A 15,276-nucleotide genomic window follows, 5' to 3' on the forward strand; every position below is an offset into this window, starting at 1 on the left:
GTGACCAATCGTGCCAACGTTTACGTGTGGCTTCTTACGCTCAAATTTTTCCTTCGCCATTTCAATAACCTCGTTTTAACTTTTTATTGTTTCTTAATAATTGCTTCAGCAATGTTATTTGGAGCTTCAGCATACTTAGAAAATTCCATAGTATATGTTGCTCTTCCTTGGGTAGCAGAACGTAAATCGGTTGAATAACCAAACATCTCTGCAAGTGGTACTTCAGCTCTAACAATTTTTCCTGCTGGTGAATCTTCCATGCCCTGCACAAGACCACGACGTCTATTAAGGTCGCCCATAACATCGCCCATGTAGTCTTCAGGAGTAACTACTTCAACACTCATAATTGGTTCAAGTAAAACTGGTTTGGCTTTTAATGCACCTTGTTTGAAACCCATTGATCCAGCAATTTTGAACGCCATTTCACTAGAATCTACTTCATGGAATGAACCATCAAACAAGGTTACTTTAACGTCTACTACTGGATATCCAGCAATAACGCCATTTTGCATTTGCTCTTGAACCCCTTTATCAACAGCTGGTATGTATTCTTTAGGAATAACACCACCAACAATTTCATTGATAAACTCATAACCTTTTCCAGGCTCTTGAGGTTCAATTTTCAACCACACATGTCCAAATTGACCGCGTCCACCAGATTGTCTAACAAATTTACCTTCTTGTTCCACTGTTTGTTTCAGTGTTTCACGATAAGCAACTTGAGGCTTACCCACATTGGCTTCCACATTAAACTCACGCTTCATGCGGTCAACAATAATTTCCAGATGAAGTTCACCCATACCTTCAATAATCGTTTGTCCTGATTCTTCATCTGTATGTACTCTGAATGATGGGTCTTCTTGAGCTAATTTACCAAGAGCAATACCCATTTTTTCTTGGTCTGCTTTAGTTTTTGGCTCAACAGCAACTGCGATTACCGGATCTGGAAAGTCCATTCTTTCTAGAATGACAACACTTTCAGTATCACATAAGGTATCACCTGTTGTTACTGTTTTTAGTCCAACAGCGGCAGCAATATCTCCTGCCCTTACTTCTTTAATTTCTTCACGCGAGTTTGCGTGCATCTGTAATAAACGACCTATACGCTCTCTCTTTGCCTTCACTGAGTTGTAAACTGTATCACCACTCTTTAAAACACCTGAGTATGCTCTAAAGTAGGTTAAAGTTCCAACAAATGGATCTGTAGCAATTTTAAAAGCTAAAGCAGAAAATGGTGCATCATAACTTGTTTTACGAGAAGCGGGTTCCCCATCTTCATCTACACCTTGAACGTCAGGAATATCAGTCGGGGAAGGTAAATATTCAATTACACCATCTAAAACTGCTTGAACACCTTTATTTTTAAAAGCTGAACCACAAAAAACCGGAACAATTGTGTTGCTTATTGTTAGTTGCCGCAACGCTTTTTTGATCTCTTCTTCGGTAAGTTCTTCACCTTCAAGATATTTTTCCATCAGCTCTTCAGTTGCTTCTGCAGCAGCTTCAATAAGTAGAGCGCGATATTCTTCACATTGTTCTTTGAGATCTTCAGGCACTTCTTTATATTGGAATGTCATACCTTTATTTTCTTCATCCCAATGAATTGCCTTCATTTTAATGAGGTCAATAACCCCTTTAAATTCTTCTTCTGCACCAATAGGTAATTGAACAACGACAGGATTTGAACCCAATCTTTGCTTAATTTGGGCTACTACACGAAGGAAGTTTGCCCCCATCCTATCCATCTTATTAACAAATACGATACGTGGTACACCATATTTGTTTGCTTGACGCCAAACAGTCTCTGACTGTGGTTCCACACCAGATACTGAGTCGAACACAACAACAGCACCGTCAAGTACACGTAATGAACGCTCAACCTCAATCATGAAGTCAACGTGTCCTGGGGTATCAATAATATTAATACGATGAGGTTCAAATTGCTTGTCCATCCCAGACCAGTAGCAAGTTGTTGCTGCTGAGGTAATGGTAATGCCACGCTCTTGCTCCTGAACCATCCAGTCCATTGTTGCAGCGCCGTCATGAACTTCACCAATTTTATGAGACATACCCGTATAGTACAGTACACGCTCAGTTGTGGTAGTTTTTCCAGCATCAACGTGCGCTGCAATTCCTATGTTTCTATATAGTTTTAATGGAGTAGACACGGATTACCCTCTCTCTCTTAGTTCCATCTAAAATGCGCAAACGCCTGGTTAGCTTTTGCCATCTTATGTGTATCTTCACGTTTTTTCACTGCGGAACCTTTGCTTTCATAAGCGTCCATCAGTTCACCGGCTAGGCGTAACATCATACCTTTTTCACCACGAGTACGAGCAGCTTGAACGATCCAGCGCATACCCAAAGCAATGCTGCGATCTGTTCTTACTTCAACTGGAACTTGATATGTAGCACCACCAACTCGACGCGAACGAACTTCCACGCTTGGGCGAACATTATCCAAAGCATTTTCAAAGTAGCGAAGAACAGTAGCTGAACCACTTGCAGAACCTGATTCACCTTCGTCTTCATCTGCTTTTTTAAGCTTCTTTACGCGCTCTTCTAAAACAGATAAAGCACCGTATATTATTTTTTCAGCAGTAGACTTTTTACCACTGACCATTAACACGTTAATAAATTTTGCTAACAATTCACTATGATGTTTAGGATCTGGCAAAATTTCTCTTTTAGGGACTTCTCTTCTTCTAGGCATTTCAATTTCCTACAATCAGTTATTTTTTATCTTTTGGTTTTTTAGTACCGTATTTCGAACGGCCTTGTTTACGATCATTAACACCTGATGTATCCAAGCTACCGCGTACCGTGTGATAACGCACCCCAGGTAAATCTTTAACACGACCACCTCTAATAAGAACAACTGAGTGTTCCTGAAGGTTATGGCCTTCTCCACCAATATATGATGAAACTTCAAATCCATTGGTTAAACGTACACGAGCAACCTTACGCATAGCTGAGTTAGGTTTTTTAGGTGTAGTAGTGTAAACGCGTGTACACACACCGCGTCTTTGTGGACATGATTCCAGCGCTGGTACGTTACTTTTCTTCTTTACGTCCACACGAGGCTTTCTTACTAACTGATTAATAGTAGCCATTTATACTTAACTCCGATCTGTCTCTTTTGATTATTTCGAATGCATAAGGAGGCCGGATTCTATATAGCCACGGCAGATTTGTCAAGTTTAATCTGCCGTTTTTTCGAATCCGAACTAGTGTTCTTGATTGTCTGCGTTTAATGCTTCACTTAACGCATGCTCAACATCACTTGCAGTAACAGTATGCACTGGGTGCTCACCGGCTGCAGCCTTAGCTCTTTTTGCCTTACGGCCTTGATGATATGCATAACCTGTTCCTGCAGGAATCAAGCGCCCAACCATCACGTTTTCTTTTAATCCACGTAAATCATCAACTTTACCACTTACAGCAGCTTCAGTTAGTACTCTTGTTGTTTCTTGGAACGAAGCAGCAGAGATAAATGACTCAGTTGCCAATGACGCTTTTGTAATACCTAACAATATAGGTGTACCTCTAGCGATTTGTTTTTCCTCAGCCATAAGCTTGTCATTTTCTTGCAATAAGACGCTTTCTTCTACTTGCTCACCTACTAAGAATTTTGAATCCCCAGCAAAAGTAATAACTCGTTTACGCAGCATTTGTCGTACGATTACTTCAATGTGCTTGTCATTAATTTTTACACCTTGTAGACGATATACATCTTGTACCTCATTTACGATATAGTTCGCTAATGCACCAACACCCAACAATCGTAATATATCATGTGGATTAAGTGCACCTTCAGCGATAATCTCACCACGCTCAACATGTTCGCCTTCGAAGACAGAAATATGTCTCCATTTTGGTATCAATTCTTCATGACATTGATCTTCAGAAACATTAATAAGTAATCTTCTCTTACCTTTTGTTTCCTTACCAAAACTAACCATTCCCGAAACTTCAGCCATAACTGCTGAATCTTTAGGTTTACGCGCTTCAAATAAATCAGCTACTCTTGGTAGACCCCCTGTAATATCGCGAGTTTTGGAACGCTCTTGAGGGATACGTGCGATAACATCTCCGATTCCCACATGGCTGCCATCCTCAAAATTAACGATAGCATCTACAGGCAGATAATATTGGGCAGGAACATTAGTACCAGCAAGATAAATATCTTCACCATTTTCAGTAACTAGTTTTACCATAGGTCGTAAATCACGACCTGCGGCACTGCGTTGTTTTGCATCGATAACTACAATATTACTCAAACCGGTTAATTCATCAGTTTGTCGGTTCATGGTAATACCATCGATTAGGTCGACGAATTTCAAATAACCACTTACCTCAGAAATAACTGGGTGAGTATGCGGATCCCAAGTTGCAATAACTTGTCCAGCTTCCACAGGTGAATTATCATGCACTGAAATTACCGCACCATAAGGTAGCTTATAACGTTCACGCTCACGTCCGAACTCATCAACTATTGTTACTTCACCAGAGCGCGATACAGCAACCAGATTTTTATTTTCATGCGTTACTGTTTTAATGTTATGTAAACGAATAACCCCTTTGGTTTTAATCTGAATATTATTTGCTGCTGTGGCTCTTGATGCAGCACCCCCAATATGGAAAGTACGCATTGTTAACTGCGTTCCAGGCTCACCAATTGATTGGGCAGCAATAATACCTACAGCTTCCCCGGTATTAACAAGATGACCTCTTGCCAAATCACGGCCATAACACTTAGCGCATAATCCAAATCGAGTTTGACACGTAATCGGTGAACGAACCATGATTTGGTCCACGCCTTGTTTTTCCAGCTTTTCAACCCACTCTTCATCCAATAATGTTCCTGCAGTAACCACAGGCTCGCTTTGGTTAGGAATGTAAACATCTGAAGCAACTACCCGTCCTAATACACGCTCATGTAGGGGCTCAACAATATCGCCACCTTCAATCAGAGGTTGCATTAAAATACCAGTATTAACACCACAATCGTCTTCAGTTATCACTACATCTTGCGCCACATCAACTAAACGTCGTGTTAAGTAACCGGAATTAGCTGTTTTTAGCGCCGTATCTGCCAGACCTTTTCTCGCTCCGTGCGTTGAAATAAAGTACTGGAATACGTTCAGACCTTCACGGAAGTTAGCAGTAATTGGTGTTTCAATAATCGAGCCATCTGGTGCAGCCATCAATCCACGCATACCAGCAAGCTGTCTAATTTGCGCTGCAGAACCCCTAGCGCCTGAATCAGCCATCATGAAGATTGGATTGAATGATTCTTGTCTAACCAGATTACCTTTTGCATCACGAGCTTCTTCAGTTGCTATTTTGCTCATCATGGATTTAGCAACTAATTCGTTTGTTCTGGACCAAATATCAATTACTTTGTTGTAACGTTCGCCATTGGTTACCAAACCTGAACGGAATTGAGATTCAATTTCACGAACTTCATTATCAGCATGCTCAATAATACTGGCTTTATCATCAGGTATTTCCATATCTTCAATACCAATTGATACGCCAGAACGTGTCGCATACTTAAAGCCTGTATACATTAACTTATCAGCAAAAATTACAGTTTCTTTCAAACCGAAATTTCTATAGCAACTATCAATAACCTTCGAAATAACTTTCTTGGTCATGGTACGGTTTATCGTTGCAAAAGTCATACCTTTAGGAAGAATCTCGGCAAGAATAGCGCGACCAACTGTAGTTTCCACCAGATGATGTCCATCCCCGTCGTCCTTAGGCATGCGGATTTTAATTTTAGCATGGATATCAAGATGTCCTGACTCGTAAAAATTCTGAGCTTCCTGCGCACTGACAAAAATCTTCCCTTCACCTAATGCATTAACTTTTTCTCGAGTTAAATAATATAACCCGAGTACAACGTCTTGGCTGGGAACAATAATTGGCTCACCACTCGCAGGTGATAAAATATTATTGGTAGACATCATTAATGAGCGCGCTTCTAATTGTGCTTCCAAAGTCAATGGCACGTGAACGGCCATTTGGTCACCGTCAAAGTCCGCGTTATATGCAGTACAAACCAAAGGATGCAATTGTATCGCTTTACCTTCAATCAGTACCGGTTCAAATGCTTGAATACCTAGTCTATGCAATGTGGGTGCACGGTTCAACAGGATAGGATGCTCACGAATAACATCGTCTAAAATATCCCAAACAACTGACTCTTCACGCTCTACCATTTTTTTGGCGGCTTTAATTGTTGTAGCCAAGCCTCTAAATTCGAGTTTGCTGAATATGAATGGTTTAAATAATTCAAGAGCCATTTTCTTTGGAAGACCGCACTGATGCAGTTTCAAAGTCGGACCAACCACAATTACCGAACGTCCTGAATAGTCTACACGCTTACCTAACAGGTTTTGACGGAAACGACCTTGCTTTCCTTTAATCATATCTGCTAAGGATTTGAGTGGTCTTTTGTTTGTACCTGTAATCGCACGGCCACGACGCCCGTTATCCAGAAGCGCATCCACTGATTCCTGCAACATTCTCTTTTCATTTCGCACAATAATATCAGGTGCATTCAGATCAAGAAGACGCTTCAAACGATTATTTCGGTTAATAACACGTCGATACAAGTCATTCAAATCAGATGTGGCAAAACGACCGCCATCTAATGGAACTAAAGGTCTTAAATCTGGTGGTAGAACAGGTAATACATCCATGATCATCCATTCTGGCTTATTGCCAGAATCATAGAATGCTTCGAGTAACTTTAATCTCTTCGTGATTTTCTTAATTTTTGTTTCAGAACTTGTAGTTGGTAATTCTTCACGCAAGCTCTTGATTTCTTCTTCCAAATCAACTTGACGAAGTAAATCGCGAATGGCTTCAGCCCCCATTCGTGCATCAAACTCATCACCATATTGTTCCATTGCATCAAGATATACTTCATCATTCAGCAATTGGCCACGTTCAAGTTCTGTCATTCCTGGATCGACGACAACAAACGCTTCAAAATAAAGAACACGTTCAATGTCACGTAAAGTCATGTCAAGTAATAAACCAATTCGGGAAGGTAATGACTTCAAAAACCAGATATGTGCAACTGGACTTGCAAGTTCAATATGTCCCATACGTTCACGACGTACTTTAGCCAGTGCAAGCTCGACACCACATTTTTCGCAGATAACGCCTCGATGCTTGAGTCGCTTATATTTACCACATAAGCACTCGTAATCTTTTACTGGACCAAAGGTTTTGGCACAAAATAAGCCGTCGCGCTCAGGCTTAAATGTACGGTAATTAATTGTTTCGGGTTTTTTTACTTCACCATATGACCATGAACGAATTAGCTCAGGAGAGGCTAACGCAATTTTAATTGCGTCAAACTCTTCACTTTGTCCCTGTTGCTTAAGGATGCCGAGCAAATCGCTCATTACAGGTGCTTTTCTCATTGGTTCATTCATTGGATCGTCGTTTAGAGTACTCAAGTCTATGCCTCCAAAAATTTGTTAATCAGTATGTATCGCTGAAAAAGTTAATCGTGTTCGAGTTCGATATCTATTCCAAGTGCACGAATTTCCTTCAATAATACGTTGAAAGATTCAGGCATTCCTGGGTCCATACGATGATCACCATCGACAATATTTTTGTAGATTTTTGTTCTACCTCCAACGTCATCTGATTTCACAGTCAACATTTCCTGTAATGTATAAGCTGCACCATAAGCTTCGAGAGCCCATACTTCCATCTCCCCAAAGCGCTGACCACCAAACTGTGCTTTACCACCTAATGGTTGTTGCGTTACCAGGCTGTATGAGCCAGTTGAGCGAGCATGCATCTTATCATCAACTAAATGGTTTAGTTTCAACATATACATGTAACCTACAGTTACTGGGTTATCAAATTTGTTTCCAGTCCTACCATCAATCAAGAAGGTTTTGCCATCAGAAGACAAATCTGCCAGCTGCAGCATGCGTTTTATTTCTTCTTCAGAAGCACCATCAAAAACAGGTGTTGCCATCGGTACACCAGCTCGCAGATTATCTGCCAATCGGAATAACTCTTCATCATTCAGACAATCCAGATGTACGCGTTGTACATCATCATGGTTGTATATCTTATTCAAAAACGATTTGATTTCAGCTGCATTTTGTTTTGAATCAAGCATCTGAGCAATTTTATTTCCCAAACCTTTTGCAGCTAAACCAAGATGGGTTTCCAACACTTGTCCAATGTTCATACGTGAAGGGACACCCAATGGGTTAAGAACAATATCTACAGCTGTTCCATCTTCCATATGCGGCATGTCTTCAACCGGAACTACAATAGAGATAACCCCTTTGTTTCCATGTCGACCAGCCATTTTATCACCTGGTTGAATACGTCTTTTCACAGCAAGATATACCTTAACAATTTTTAATACACCAGGAGCTAAATCATCTCCTTGAATTATTTTCTTACGGCTATCATTGAAACGCTTTTCCATTTCTTTAGACAACAGCTCAAGCTGTTTTGAAAGTTGTTCCAATTGCTGGCTGATTACATCATTTTCAAGACGAATATCAAACCATTTCTCTCTACCTATCTTATCCAGATATTCTTGGTTTATTTTGGATCCTGGTTTCAGATTTCCTGGACCACCTGTTGCTACCTTATCAAGTACAATGTTCGCTACACGATGGTAAATATCTTCTTCACGAATACGTCGCTCATCAACTAAGTCCTTACGAACTCGAGCTAAATGTTCCTCTTCAATGCTTTTCGCACGCGCATCTTTTTCTAAGCCATCACGTGTAAATACTTGAACATCAATAACCGTACCATTCATTCCTGATGGAACGCGTAATGAAGAGTCTTTAACATCAGAAGCCTTTTCACCAAAAATTGCTCGTAACAACTTCTCTTCAGGAGTAAGTTGGGTTTCACCTTTAGGAGTAACTTTTCCAACCAGAATATCGCCTGCCTTAACTTCAGCTCCGATATAAACCACTCCAGCTTCATCTAAGTTAGAAAGTGCTGATTCACCAACATTTGGAATATCAGCAGTAATTTCTTCAGTGCCTAATTTGGTATCACGTGCAATACAAGTTAACTCTTCAATATGAATCGTCGTGAATCGGTCATCTTGTACAATACGTTCGGATATAAGGATAGAGTCCTCAAAGTTATATCCATTCCACGGCATAAAGGCGACCAATAAATTTTGACCTAGAGCTAATTCACCCATATCAGTACAAGGACCATCCGCTAAGATATCTCCTTTTTGAATTATATCGCCGGTATTAACAATTGGACGTTGATTAATACATGTATCCTGGTTTGAGCGGAAGTACTTAGTCAGGTTGTAAATATCAACACCTGTTTCACCAGCTGTAGTCTCATCATCATTCACGCGAACAACGATACGCGACGCATCAACAAGATCAATTACCCCACCACGTTTTGCAACTACTGAAACTCCTGAATCAGAAGCAACAATACGTTCCATTCCTGTACCTACTAGAGGTTTTTCAGAACGTAAAGTCGGCACTGCTTGCCGCTGCATGTTTGATCCCATCAAAGCACGGTTCGCATCATCATGCTCCAAGAATGGAATTAAAGAAGCAGCAACAGAAACGATCTGCTTGGGTGAAATATCCATGTAGTTAATCTTATCCGGTGTAGTCAATGAAAATTCATTTTGATGTCTACAGGGCACTAGATCTGCAAGAATATTTCCATCCTTATCAAGAGCCACGCTCGATTGTGCAATATACTGATCAACTTCTTCAATGGCTGATAGATATTCAATCTCATCCGTCACACGGCCATTGATTACTTTACGGCATGGAGTCTCAATAAATCCATAATCATTTGTTCTAGCATAAACAGATAATGAATTAATCAAACCAATATTTGGACCTTCTGGTGTTTCAATAGGACAAACACGTCCATAGTGTGTGGTATGAACGTCACGAACTTCAAAGCCTGCTCGTTCACGTGTTAAACCACCTGGGCCCAATGCAGAAACCCTACGTTTGTGTGTCACACCTGATAATGGATTAACTTGGTCCATAAACTGTGATAATTGGCTTGAGCCAAAAAATTCTTTAATTGCAGCAGAAACTGGTTTTGCATTGATTAAATCTTGTGGCATCAGATTTTCAGATTCAACCAAACTTAAACGTTCCTTAACTGCTCTTTCAACACGTACAAGACCGACTCTAAATTGGTTTTCTGTCATTTCACCAACACTACGAACCCTTCGGTTACCTAGGTGGTCAATGTCATCCACCATACCAATACCATTTCTTATATCGATCAATGTCTTGATAACAGCCATTATATCTTCTTTAGTCAAAGTACCTGGGCCATCATCATTTTTTCTACCAACACGTCGATTAAATTTCATTCTACCAACGGCTGATAAATCATAGCGTTCATCAACAAAGAATAAGTTTTTAAACAGGGCTTCAGCTGCTTCTTTAGTTGGTGGTTCACCTGGTCTCATCATACGATAAATTTCAACAAGCGCCTCTAACTGGCTTGAAGTAGGATCAATTTTCAATGTATCTGAAATATAGGAACCATGATCCAAGTCATTAGTATAAATCATGTCAAACTCATGGATTCCATTGGTAGCCATGAGATCGAGAGTCTCCTCAGTTACTTCATCATTTGCTTGTGCAATAAACTCACCAGTAGAAGTATCTATAATATTTTTAGCTAATGTTTTACCTATTAAATAATCACGTGGAACAATCAGATCTTTCATCTGAGCTTTTTCCATTTGTTTAATATGACGCGCAGTAATTCTTCTACCTTGTTCTACAATGAGCTCACCTGTTTCAGGAACAAGAATATCAAACGAAGCAATTTCACCTCGAAGTCGTTGAGGAATTAAATCAATATGGTATTCACCATTTTTAAGATGGCAGCTTGTCATTTCAAAGAACTCACTCAGGATATCCTCTGTTTCGTATCCTAAGGCTCTTAATAAAATGCTTACTGGTAATTTACGTCTTCTATCAATTCGAACATAAACACAGTCTTTTGGATCAAATTCAAAATCTAACCATGATCCACGGTAGGGTATAATACGTGCAGAATACAATAACTTACCAGATGAATGGGTTTTGCCCTTATCATGTTCAAATATCACACCAGGAGAACGATGTAATTGAGAAACAACAACTCTCTCGGTACCATTTACCACAAATGTACCAACATCAGTCATTAAAGGTATTTCACCCATAAAAACATCTTGCTCTCTAATATCTTTGATTGGTTTAGGATCTTCGCTTGCGTCCTTATCAAGAACAACAAGTCTGATTTTGACCCTTAGTGGTGCAGAATAGGTTAAGCCCCTCAATTTGCATTCACGAACATCAAACGCTGGTTCACCCAACTTATAACCAACATATTCCAGTCGTGCATTGCCAGAAAAGCTTTCAATCGGGAATACAGAAGAAAATGCAGCATGCAATCCTGTATTAAATTGTTCGTTTGACTTGCTATCAGCCTGAAGAAAATCCCTATAGGATTTAAGTTGAATTTCAAGCAGATTTGGTATTGCCATTTTATCGGCCTGCTTACCAAAGCTTTTGCGAAATCGTTTTTTCTCAGCATGCGAATATTGAGGTTTAGCTTCTGCAACGGCCATGGTGTTTCCTCTGTAAATTATTGATGACTCAAACACGTAAACCCAGCCATGAAAACCATGGCTGGGTTCTATCTCACTGATATAACTTTATTATTTAACTTCTACTGAAGCACCAGCTTCTTCAAGTTCTTTCTTGATGTTAGCAGCTTCATCTTTAGATACACCTTCTTTAATTGTTGAAGGAGCACCTTCTACTAAGTCTTTAGCTTCTTTCAAGCCAAGACCAGTAATACCACGAACTGCTTTAATTACGTTAACTTTGTTTGCACCGAAACTGGTCATAACAACAGTAAACTCTGTTTGTTCTTCAGCAGCGGCAGCAGCAGCACCAGCAGCTGGAGCAGCAACTGCAACAGCAGCAGCGGCAGCAGAAACGTTGAATTTTTCTTCCATAGCTTCGATTAATTCAACAACTTCCATAACAGACATGTTTGCTATGGTTTCTAAAATATCATTTTTTGACACAGCCATTACTAGCTCCTGATTTAAAATTAATTTAATGATTAAATGAGATTTAACCTGCTTTTTTATCTTTTACTGCTGCTAAGGTTCTAACTAATTTAGCATGTGGCTCAGCAAGAGTTCTGACAAATTTCTCAATTGGCGCTTTCATCACGTACATCAACTTGGCAATTGCCTCATCTCGAGTCGGTAAGCTAGCAACAGCATCAATCTGATTTGCTTGATATACTTTTCCGCCTACTGATAATGCTTTAATCTCAAGTTTGTCAAATGTCTTAGTGAATTCTTTAAGTAGTCTTGCAGCATCACTAGGTGCTTCCAGTGATAATGCAATGAACAACGGGCCTACAAGCGAGTCATTCAAGCATTCAAATTCAGTATTTTTAAAAGCTCTGCGTGTTAATGTATTTCTAACAACACGAAGATAAACACCGGACTTGCGTGCTTCACTACGCAACTGCGTCATTTGATTAACGGTTAAACCACGATAATCAGCAACAACTGCCGAAATAGCCTTTGATGCGACCTCGGTCACTTCTTCAACAACAGCTTTTTTTTCAGCTAAATTTAATGTCACGTTACTGACCTCCTAATTATACAAATCACAAGGATTTGCCAGTTATGGTGGCCGTCTCTTTTAAAATTGGAGCCGGTTCACCGTCTGCGCAGGAAATTAAGCATTAGCACCTGCGGTCTTCGACGGCATGGAACCAAATCTATGCCGTGAATTCTTAAAAATGGGTGACTATATTACACAGGTATTGATGAAATATCAATAGCTATACCAGGGCCCATAGTTGTAGATAAAGAGATTTTCTTTAAATATTGACCTTTAGCAGAAGCAGGTTTTGCTTTTTTAAGATCATTAATTAAAGCAACTATGTTTTCAATGATGTCTTCAGCAGTAAAGTCTACTTTTCCGACAGTACAATGAATAATACCATTCTTGTCAGTTCTATAACGTACTTGACCTGATTTTGCATCTTTCACTGCAGCTTCAACATTAGTAGTTACTGTGCCAACTTTGGGGTTTGGCATCAGACCTCTTGGCCCTAAAACTTGACCTAGCTGTCCAACAATACGCATCGCATCTGGTGTAGCAATAACAACATCGAAGTCCATTGCACCACCTTTGATTTTGTCAGCCAAATCTTCAAATCCAACAATATCAGCACCAGCATCTTTAGCTTTAGTTGCATTATCGCCTTGTGCAAATACAGCTACACGTACAACTTTTCCAGTACCTTTAGGTAGGTTAGTTGATGAACGTACAACCTGATCGGATTTACGAGGATCAACACCCAGGTTAACACTTATATCTAAACTTTCGCGAAATTTGGTTGAAGCAAATTGCTTTAACAGGTTAATTGCTTCACTCGCGCTATATAAATGATTTGACTTAATTGTCTCTATAATCTTCTTTTGTTTTTTAGATACTCTTGCCATGGCATCCCCCTTACTCTAAACCTTCAACGTCAATACCCATACTGCGCGCAGTACCTGCAATACTTCTAACTGCTGCTGCTAAGCTTGCTGCAGTTAAATCAGGTTCTTTAATCTTCGCAATTTCCTCAAGTTGTTTGACGTTAAGTTTAGCCACTTTTTTAGTGTTGGGTGTGCCACTTCCACTTTGAATACCTGCAGCTTTTTTCAGCAGAACAGAAGCCGGTGGTGTCTTAGTGATAAAGGTAAAACTACGATCACTATACACAGTAATTACAACCGGAGTAGGTAATCCTTGCTCCATTTGCTGAGTTGCTGCGTTAAACGCTTTGCAGAATTCCATAATGTTAACACCACGTTGACCCAATGCTGGGCCTACCGGTGGACTTGGATTTGCTTTACCTGCTGGAATTTGCAACTTAATGTAAGCTTCTACTTTTTTTGCCATATTTACTCCTCATGGGTCATGCGCCAGTTTTAGAGAAAGCATGAATTACTTTCCTTTTTTAAATCTCTGGCTCCCCTTTTTTACACAAAATAACCCCGATAACTCTTGTTAAATTTAATATTTAAAAGTTATCAGGGCACCTTAGCGAACTAAGTTTTCTCTACTTGACTAAATTCAAGTTCCACCGGAGTAGAGCGTCCAAAAATCAGGACAGCTACTCTTAATCTATTTTTCTCATAATTGACTTCTTCTACTACTCCGTTAAAGTCAACAAAAGGACCCTCTTTAACGCGAACCACTTCACCTGGCTCAAACAGAATTTTGGGTCTTGGTTTAGTAACACCATCTTCAACACGCTGCATAATTGCACGGGCTTCTTTATCAGTAATAGGGGTAGGAGTTTGGCTGGTTCCACCAATAAAACCTAGAACTCTTGGTATTGCTCTTATCATGTGCCAGGTTTGATCATCCATAACCATGTTCACTAATACATAGCCAGGAAAAAACTTACGTGTACTTTTGCGCTTTTGGCCCGAGCGCATTTCAATCACTTCTTCTGAAGGTACAACAACCTCACCAATTTTATCCTCTAAATTGTGATGTTGAGCGCGAGATTTAATTTCGCGCATAACGAAATTCTCATAACCTGAATAGGCATGTACAACGTACCATTGTTTCGATTTGTGTTCTTCCACCGAATTCACCCTAAATGCGTTATTTTAGCAATTGCCCACATCATCACTGAATCGACACCCCAGAGTATAAATCCGGTCACTGCAACCATAACAATAACAATGGTTGTTGTCTGTATCGTCTCTTGGCGAGTTGGCCAAACGACTTTTAACAATTCAACTTTTGACTCTTGAGCGAATTTAAAAACTTGTTTACCTGCAGTTGTCATATAGCCAAAAAATAAAGTCAATAATAGCCACCCAAGCCATATTATTGACAGAATTGGACCTGAAAAAGTGTAGTAATATGTACAAAAAAATGCCACTGCAGTTATAAGAACTACAGCAATCCATGAAAATATATCTTTCGTATTGCTTTGCTTTTCGTTCGAACTTTTCATATTCACTTGTAAGTTGGCAGGCCAGGAGGGAATCGAACCCCCAACCTGCGGTTTTGGAGACCGCCACTCTGCCAATTGAGCTACTGGCCTAAATTAATTGGCATGAATCAGTAACTCATGCCAACACAATTTAACTTTATTACTCGATAATTTTCGCAACAACACCGGCGCCTACAGTACGGCCACCTTCCCGAATTGCGAAACGTAAACCTTCATCCA

Annotated in this window: 12 protein-coding genes and 1 tRNA gene; all 13 read right to left on the bottom strand. The window is 39.9% G+C overall.

The window, feature by feature from the left end:
* Positions 1–83 precede the first annotated feature (83 nt).
* Positions 84–2,168 (bottom strand): elongation factor G, encoded by a 2,085-nt coding sequence (fusA, locus tag A8O27_RS17460; RefSeq protein ID WP_058459061.1) that lies wholly within the window; start codon positions 2,166–2,168, stop codon positions 84–86.
* A 17-nt stretch (positions 2,169–2,185) separates the two neighbouring features.
* A complete protein-coding gene (rpsG, locus tag A8O27_RS17465; protein ID WP_058459060.1) occupies positions 2,186–2,713 on the bottom strand; it encodes a 30S ribosomal protein S7 in 528 nt (175 codons plus the stop codon).
* Between the two features lie 19 nt (positions 2,714–2,732).
* A complete protein-coding gene (gene rpsL / locus A8O27_RS17470; RefSeq protein ID WP_010654837.1) occupies positions 2,733–3,113 on the bottom strand; it encodes a 30S ribosomal protein S12 in 381 nt (126 codons plus the stop codon).
* Positions 3,114–3,227: 114 nt separating this feature from the next.
* Positions 3,228–7,424 (bottom strand): DNA-directed RNA polymerase subunit beta', encoded by a 4,197-nt coding sequence (gene rpoC / locus A8O27_RS17475; RefSeq protein ID WP_058459062.1) that lies wholly within the window; start codon positions 7,422–7,424, stop codon positions 3,228–3,230.
* 101 nt (positions 7,425–7,525) lie between these two features.
* On the bottom strand, positions 7,526–11,632 hold the full coding sequence (rpoB, locus tag A8O27_RS17480) for a DNA-directed RNA polymerase subunit beta (protein WP_058459059.1): 4,107 nt from the start codon (positions 11,630–11,632) through the stop codon (positions 7,526–7,528).
* A 90-nt stretch (positions 11,633–11,722) separates the two neighbouring features.
* On the bottom strand, positions 11,723–12,103 hold the full coding sequence (gene rplL, locus A8O27_RS17485) for a 50S ribosomal protein L7/L12 (protein ID WP_058459058.1): 381 nt from the start codon (positions 12,101–12,103) through the stop codon (positions 11,723–11,725).
* 43 nt (positions 12,104–12,146) lie between these two features.
* A complete protein-coding gene (rplJ, locus tag A8O27_RS17490) occupies positions 12,147–12,671 on the bottom strand; it encodes a 50S ribosomal protein L10 (protein ID WP_058459057.1) in 525 nt (174 codons plus the stop codon).
* 173 nt (positions 12,672–12,844) lie between these two features.
* On the bottom strand, positions 12,845–13,540 hold the full coding sequence (rplA, locus tag A8O27_RS17495; RefSeq protein WP_058459056.1) for a 50S ribosomal protein L1: 696 nt from the start codon (positions 13,538–13,540) through the stop codon (positions 12,845–12,847).
* A 10-nt stretch (positions 13,541–13,550) separates the two neighbouring features.
* Positions 13,551–13,985 (bottom strand): 50S ribosomal protein L11, encoded by a 435-nt coding sequence (rplK, locus tag A8O27_RS17500; protein WP_010654844.1) that lies wholly within the window; start codon positions 13,983–13,985, stop codon positions 13,551–13,553.
* 149 nt (positions 13,986–14,134) lie between these two features.
* Positions 14,135–14,680 carry a transcription termination/antitermination protein NusG gene (gene nusG, locus A8O27_RS17505; RefSeq protein WP_058459055.1) on the bottom strand — a complete coding sequence of 182 codons (546 nt, stop codon included), beginning with the start codon at positions 14,678–14,680 and terminating at the stop codon, positions 14,135–14,137.
* A 5-nt stretch (positions 14,681–14,685) separates the two neighbouring features.
* On the bottom strand, positions 14,686–15,057 hold the full coding sequence (gene secE / locus A8O27_RS17510; RefSeq protein WP_058459054.1) for a preprotein translocase subunit SecE: 372 nt from the start codon (positions 15,055–15,057) through the stop codon (positions 14,686–14,688).
* Between the two features lie 14 nt (positions 15,058–15,071).
* Positions 15,072–15,147: transfer RNA gene (locus tag A8O27_RS17515), tRNA-Trp, on the bottom strand.
* Between the two features lie 49 nt (positions 15,148–15,196).
* Positions 15,197–15,276: EF-Tu C-terminal domain-related protein (locus tag A8O27_RS18615; RefSeq protein WP_207384450.1), on the bottom strand; the 80-nt coding region annotated here is incomplete at its 5' end.

This window comes from Legionella bozemanae, from assembly GCF_001648595.1.
In the GTDB taxonomy this organism is placed as follows: domain Bacteria; phylum Pseudomonadota; class Gammaproteobacteria; order Legionellales; family Legionellaceae; genus Legionella; species Legionella bozemanae.